This is a genomic window from Methanolobus sp. (assembly GCF_016278385.1).
Classification (GTDB): domain Archaea; phylum Halobacteriota; class Methanosarcinia; order Methanosarcinales; family Methanosarcinaceae; genus Methanolobus.
The window spans coordinates 36491-42879 of sequence record NZ_JADQBY010000021.1 but is presented as its reverse complement, the minus strand read 5'-3'; the positions used below and the strand labels follow the sequence as shown (position 1 = coordinate 42879).

Below are 6389 nucleotides of genomic sequence, written 5' to 3'. Positions count from 1 at the left end.
GTTACAGAACTACCCTTTGTTGCAGGATTTGGAGTGATAGAATCAATGCTGGCCACAGGTGCAACATTTGAATCAATAACTGTCAGGGTCGTAGTTACTTCTTCAGACCACTTCCAGGAATTGTCCCGGACTGTTAATGTAATAGTGTGATCTCCAGCAGCAATAGATGAAGTGCTAAACCTTGCTCTTGTACTTAATATTTTGCCATCTAATTTCCAGAGATAAATTCTTATTGAGCCGTCATCAGTTCCGCTCCCTCTAAAAGTTACAGAACTACCCTTTGTTGCAGGATTTGGAGTGATAGAATCAATGCTGGCCACAGGTGCAACATTTGAATCAATAACTGTCAGGGTCGTAGTTACTTCTTCAGACCACTTCCAGGAATTGTCCCGGACTGTTAATGTAATAGTGTGATCTCCAGCAGCAATAGATGAAGTGCTAAACCTTGCTCTTGTACTTAATATTTTGCCATCTAATTTCCAGAGATAAATTCTTATTGAGCCGTCATCAGTTCCGCTCCCTCTAAAAGTTACAGAACTACCCTTTGTTGCAGGATTTGGAGTGATATAATCAATGCTGGCCACAGGTGCAGCATTTAACACCGGTGTTTTTGTGGAGTATTTACTTGAACTAGTTGCACTTATCTGGGTTTTAGATGAAAATCCAGTATTTGAACTTAATCCTTTATCATCTGCTGATTGGAGAAAATTTGCGGTATCATCATCAACAGCTCCATTTCCTACGAAGGTTACTTGAATGCCTCCTTGAATGTTGTTTTCTTTAAGAAGCTGCTCAGCAGATACCATACTACCTGAATAAGTAACAAAAACTATCATTGCTAGAAGTAATATCATTTTTTTCATTGTACCACTCGCATACCTAATCATACCCACTCCACAATACACAGACAATGAAATATTATGAGAATTATAATATTATTAATATTGTGTAATTGTGCACAATAAATAATCATAAGTTAGAATTGATTGTTATTTATGCCTTCCTATTTGAATTTTATAAATGATTTGCTGATAGTGTTTTCTGAGTATTAGTATAATTATGAGGGCCTAACCAAATATAAAAGCTTAAATAGCAATAAAACAAAGAAAACAATAAGAGGATAAAGTGCACAGTAAAAGGGACCTTCACAAATAAGATTCCTGCAACTTAATGAACTGAAACCTGTTAAATTCATTGTTATTGGCAACAATGCACAATTGACATGATATCTCATCATTAAATTTAAAAAACATCAAACAAATGAGTTCCAACAAGAGATCGGGGGTAGTCGTATAGGTAGGATTAGAAAGCATTCATTCTTTTAGGCAGTATTTGTTAGCATAAATGTAATTGCTTTTGACAATATGCGTGAGCTAGCTAAGGCTATGAATGACTATCATATTTAAAAGCAAGGAGTGGGGAGTAGTTATGTATAAATCAATCATCTATTTCATAGTGTTTTTCATAGTTTTTTTAAATATAAATGTAGTTATTTCTGACACTATGAATGAATCGGCTCAAACTATTGATATTAGTATCGTTCCTCCAAATGGTACTCAAATAGACCTAGAGCTTTCAGAATATTACAATATCCCAGTAGCAACTGGTATCAATGGTACTTTTTGGTATGTCGCGCAATCCTGGCATACATCTGAAGAAATAGTAAATATTTCGACTAATATCCAAATGGACGGAGGTACTATATCTGATTACGATGCTTTCAATGACAGTAAAATTCCAATGCCAATAAACCTTCTGTTAATAGTGGGATTAATAGGAATCATGTATTACATCTCAAATAGAATTGCATTGAGGTTTCCATGAAAAACTGTATAGAAAAAATCATAATATTAATTATATTAACTTTTACCATCCTCATGCATTTTGAAAATCGTTTTTTTTCTGAATTAACTAGCCAATACGTAGCAACTTCTTTAAGCTACTTTATTGAGATAACCCCAGTCACCGCAGAAAATATATTATTCCTGAAGATGAATGATCATATAGTTCCAATTCTTATATCCTTTGAATGTACGGGCTTCATGTTTATTTCAATATTTATATTGACAATTTTCATGATGCCAAATATTAGCTTAAAACATAGATTGGTATCTCTTTTATTAGTGTCACTTATCTACCTCGCAAACATTGCAAGAATAATCATGGGTCTAACCATAGGGATTTACGCAAATATACATACGATGATTCTTTTTCATGATACAGTGGGCCAGGTATTTCTATTGATTTTTACGGTATTGCTATTACTAATATTTCTTAATATTTCTGGATATATCAAATTAAAGAGGGATTTGTAAATATGACAACTTTTATAAGTCTAACTTTAATTATTTTTGCATATCTATTTACATTTGAAACAGTTGTGTATTTCATTTGTTCTGCACGACACTATACAAATTCATTTCATAAAAAATATGAAGGCAATGATTTTGTTTCAATCATTGTCCCCAGTTATAACGAAGAGCTTACTTTAAAAAATTGTATTGACAGTTTAGTAAACCAAACATATGATAAATATGAAATTATAATTGTTGATGACGGAAGTAAAGATAGAACTCTCGATGTTGCAAAATCTTTGCTCCATTACAAAAAGGTAGTAGTATTAGCAAAATCAAATGGTGGAAAAGCTAGTGCTTTAAATTTTGGAATTAAGCATTCTCGAGGTAATATTGTAGTTTGTGTAGATGCCGATTCAATATTTTTAAACGATAGATTATCAAAATTACTGGAACCTTTTTCAGATCCTAAAATTGCTGCTGTTGCTGGTAATGTAAAAGTAGTTAATAGAAAAAAAGTTCTAACAAAAAATCAGGCGCTTGAATATATTATAGGATTAAATTTGTACCGACGAATGTTTACAAATTTAAACTGTGTGCCAGTAATACCAGGTGCTATCGGCGCATTTAGAAAAGATATAATCCTGGAAGTTGGTGGTTATTCATTAGATACAATTGTAGAAGACATGGATTTAACTATTGCTATTAGTAAAAAAGGATACAAAATTGAGTATGCGGGAGAAGCAATTGCGTACACAGAAGCACCTGAGAGTTATAAAGACTTTTTTAAACAAAGATATAGGTGGACTTATGGCACATTTGAAGTTATCACTAAATATAAGAGTATTCTATTTAATTATAACTCTGGTAAAGAATTAGGGTTAATAGGCCTACCTTATATAATATACTCGATTGTGGTTAATATTTTTCTTACATTAGCAATATTCTACCTTATAATAATAATGATTTTTTACGGCTATTCATATTATTTACTACCTTTAATATTTACAATAATAGTTATACAAAGCATATTGACTTTATATGTTATTCAAATAGATCACGAAGATAAAAAATTATTATTTTATTGGCCATTTCAGGTCTTAATATATAGACACATTATCAATCTCATCACCTTAAAAGCATTTATAGATTACATGATAGGTAAAAAGACTTCATGGAACAAAATAGATAGATTGGGTAAGAACACACTTAAATATGTTGATTTATAAAAAAATTGAAAGCGATGTGGGAGCGGTTCCAACAAATAATTATGTCAATGATTTGCGATAATATTTGGAATGATATATGCAGAAATGAATGATATGTCAAAAAGAAGGAACATAAAGATATGCAAAAAAAACGTTATTTATTAGTCGTTATCATTATTTTGTTTTTTTCTTTAGCATTGGAAACTACGCCTTCTGTAAGCGCAGATGTTATATCCTTCAGTCCAGCATCTGGGACATATTATCCAGGGGATGCAGTGATATCTTCTCTAAATTTCAAGAACACTGGTAATGAAGATTGGACTTTCTGGGTGGGATACAGTATTCAGGATAGTGCTGGAAGTTGGTACGATATACCTCCTCATTCGGTCACACTGACTCCTGGAGAGGTATCAAGTACACAGAGTAAAACCTGGTATGTGCCATCAGATTCGTTGTTAACAACAGGTAGCTACAAAGTAGTAATGGCTGTGTGGAAAACCAAACCAGAAGATGCAACTGCTATTAAACTAGCAAATATTGAAAAGAATGACGCATTTCAAGCTTTTAATTTTGTTGATAATTTTTCTTCTTTCGACACAAATAGATGGTTAAAATCATCTTACCGTTTGGAGCGCAGCTATCTCGATTCAGATAATGTCGACATAAGCAATGGAAACTTGAGGATTAAAATTCCTGCAAATACTCTCAATGGTGGAGAGATTGAATCCATGAATTTTTATAAGTATGGTACCTATCGTGCGAGAATTAAACTTCCAAATGCACCGTCATCAATTACAGGTTTATTCTTATACATGGGTCCAGATTACTACAACGAAATTGATGTCGAGATATACAATAAGCCTAATGGTAATATAATGTTTACTACTTATGCAAATGGAAGTAAACAACACATTGTTACCAAGAAGCTTGGTTTTGATCCTACGACTGATTTCCATGAATATAGATTTGATTTCTATCCAGGAAACTTGAGTTTCTTTGTCGACGGCCAGATGATGCAGTGTTGGACAGATGGAATTACCACGAACCCGATGAAGCTTGTGGTGAATACTTGGTATCCACAATGGCTACAAGGCATAAAAACAACATCAAATAAGTATACCCTCATTGATTGGATTCAACACTAGGGACATTAAAATAATGATTTAAGTGCTATATTTGATCCAATGTTTTCGGCAATAACTCGGAATTTGATGAGGTTATACAATTAGTTTGATTCGAATACTCTTATTATATTTATAGTATTACCTTAAAAAATAAATATACAAACCGACTTTTAAAATAATATTAGGCATTTTCTGATGTAAAGATATCAAATAAATCTTTTTGTAAAAAAAGCCCTCTATAGAACACCAATTTCATAAAAGTCATCTGCTTTTAACAATTTATTTAATGATGCCTACTGAAATGTCTGGGTAAGTATATATTTATTTAATTTTGAAAATAGAAGGTTTCAAATCCATTTTCAATTTAAATTTATATACGTAGAGCAATCATTTATTTTAATACCCTGAATTATATAATATTAATTTTTTTGTTTTGATCTCGAAAGATTACCTCCGGTTACATGAAACTTTTATATAAGTATAGCGCATGATTTATATAATATATAACTATACATGTGCAATTATAATAGAGATGCAATCATAATTAGATGCTACCTCTATTATTGGGGGTTTAATTATAGGAGAGATTTGTTTGAAAAAAAAATTGCAACCAATTCAGAACTGGCATGGTAGATGTATTGCAGACATGAATAATGCGGTCAAAAGGGAGAAATAGATATGATGAAAAAAAGCTTTTTAATAATAGCAGTTACACTTCTTTTGCTTTGTTTGTTTTCATCAGCAGCTGCAGCTTCTTCAGTTGACGCAAGAATTACATATTTCAATCCAGCATCAGGCACATATTACCCAGGAGATTCAGTGACATCTTCGCTGAGTTTCAAGAATACTGGCACATATACATGGACATATTGGGTTAGTTATAGCGTTCAAGATGAAAATGGAAAATGGTATGATACACCATTGGAACCAGTAAGAGTATCTCGAAGAAGAACAACAACTGTTACGAACACCTGGACAGTTCCAGATGATGCACTAGCAGGTGAATATAGTATTGTAATGAATATATACAAAAGAAACGGTACAACAAAATTAACATCTGCTGAGAAAAATAGAGCATTTACTATTATAAATGAACTAGAAGATACACCTATAGAAGATACACCTGTAGAATTTAGTTTTATAGATAATTTTGATAGTTTTAATTCAAATAATTGGATGAAATCTTCATTTATATTAGGACGTAGTACATTAGACCCAGCTAATGTTGATGTAAACAATGGAAACTTGAGAATTAAACTTCCTGCAAACACGCTCAATGGTGGAGAGATTCAATCTGTAGATCTTTACAAATATGGTACATATAGTGCAAGGATGAAACTTCCAAACGCACCGTCATCAATCACAGGTTTCTTTATGTACTTGGGTCCTGACTTTTACAATGAAATAGATATAGTTGTATACAATGATAATTCAGGTAATGTAGCCTTCACAACATATGCAAATGGTAAAATGCAGCATTCGGTGACTAAGAATATGGGCTTTGACCCAACAGATGATTACCATGACTATAAGTTTGAATTTGAACAAGGTGTTCTAAACTTCTATGTTGACGACAAACTGTTACAAACATGGACAGATGGAATGACCACGAATTCTATGCACTTAATGGTACATACCTTGTATCCACAGTGGTTAGAAGGTACGAAACAAACATCCAATCAGTATCTTCTTGTTGATTGGATTAAACTAGATGATACACCTGTAGATGATACACCTGTAGATGATACACCTGTAGATGATAC

General features: G+C 32.5%; 6 protein-coding genes. 5 read left to right on the top strand and 1 reads right to left on the bottom strand.

All coding sequences use genetic code 11. The features are described from left to right. On the bottom strand, positions 1 to 863 hold an 863-nt coding region (locus QZZ23_RS09550; protein ID WP_292469367.1), incomplete at its 3' end, for a PKD domain-containing protein. 565 nt (positions 864 to 1428) lie between these two features. Between QZZ23_RS09550 and QZZ23_RS09545 the strand changes: the two genes are divergently transcribed. The 5 genes from QZZ23_RS09545 to QZZ23_RS09530 all read left to right on the top strand — a co-directional run. Then, positions 1429 to 1824 (top strand): hypothetical protein, encoded by a 396-nt coding sequence (locus tag QZZ23_RS09545; protein ID WP_292469364.1) that lies wholly within the window; start codon positions 1429 to 1431, stop codon positions 1822 to 1824. After that, entirely contained in the window at positions 1821 to 2315 is a 495-nt protein-coding gene (locus QZZ23_RS14705; RefSeq protein WP_366931337.1) for a hypothetical protein, read from the top strand. The genes QZZ23_RS09545 and QZZ23_RS14705 overlap by 4 nt, the downstream gene beginning before the upstream one ends. Before the next feature lie 2 nt (positions 2316 to 2317). Continuing rightward, positions 2318 to 3523, top strand: a complete 1206-nt coding sequence (locus QZZ23_RS09540) for a glycosyltransferase family 2 protein (RefSeq protein ID WP_292469361.1) — start codon at positions 2318 to 2320, stop codon at positions 3521 to 3523. A gap of 119 nt (positions 3524 to 3642) precedes the next feature. After that, a complete protein-coding gene (locus QZZ23_RS09535; protein ID WP_292469359.1) occupies positions 3643 to 4647 on the top strand; it encodes a glycoside hydrolase family 16 protein in 1005 nt (334 codons plus the stop codon). A 657-nt stretch (positions 4648 to 5304) separates the two neighbouring features. Next, on the top strand, positions 5305 to 6389 hold a 1085-nt coding region (locus tag QZZ23_RS09530; protein ID WP_292469356.1), incomplete at its 3' end, for a family 16 glycosylhydrolase.

Excerpts from the sequence above, each read along its gene's own strand:
- QZZ23_RS09535 (WP_292469359.1), top strand. The coding sequence starts at position 3,643 with ATGCAAAAAAAACGTTATTTATTAGTCGTTATCATTATTTTGTTTTTT.
- QZZ23_RS09545 (WP_292469364.1), top strand. The coding sequence starts at position 1,429 with ATGTATAAATCAATCATCTATTTCATAGTGTTTTTCATAGTTTTTTTA.
- QZZ23_RS09540 (WP_292469361.1), top strand. The coding sequence starts at position 2,318 with ATGACAACTTTTATAAGTCTAACTTTAATTATTTTTGCATATCTATTT.
- QZZ23_RS14705 (WP_366931337.1), top strand. The coding sequence starts at position 1,821 with ATGAAAAACTGTATAGAAAAAATCATAATATTAATTATATTAACTTTT.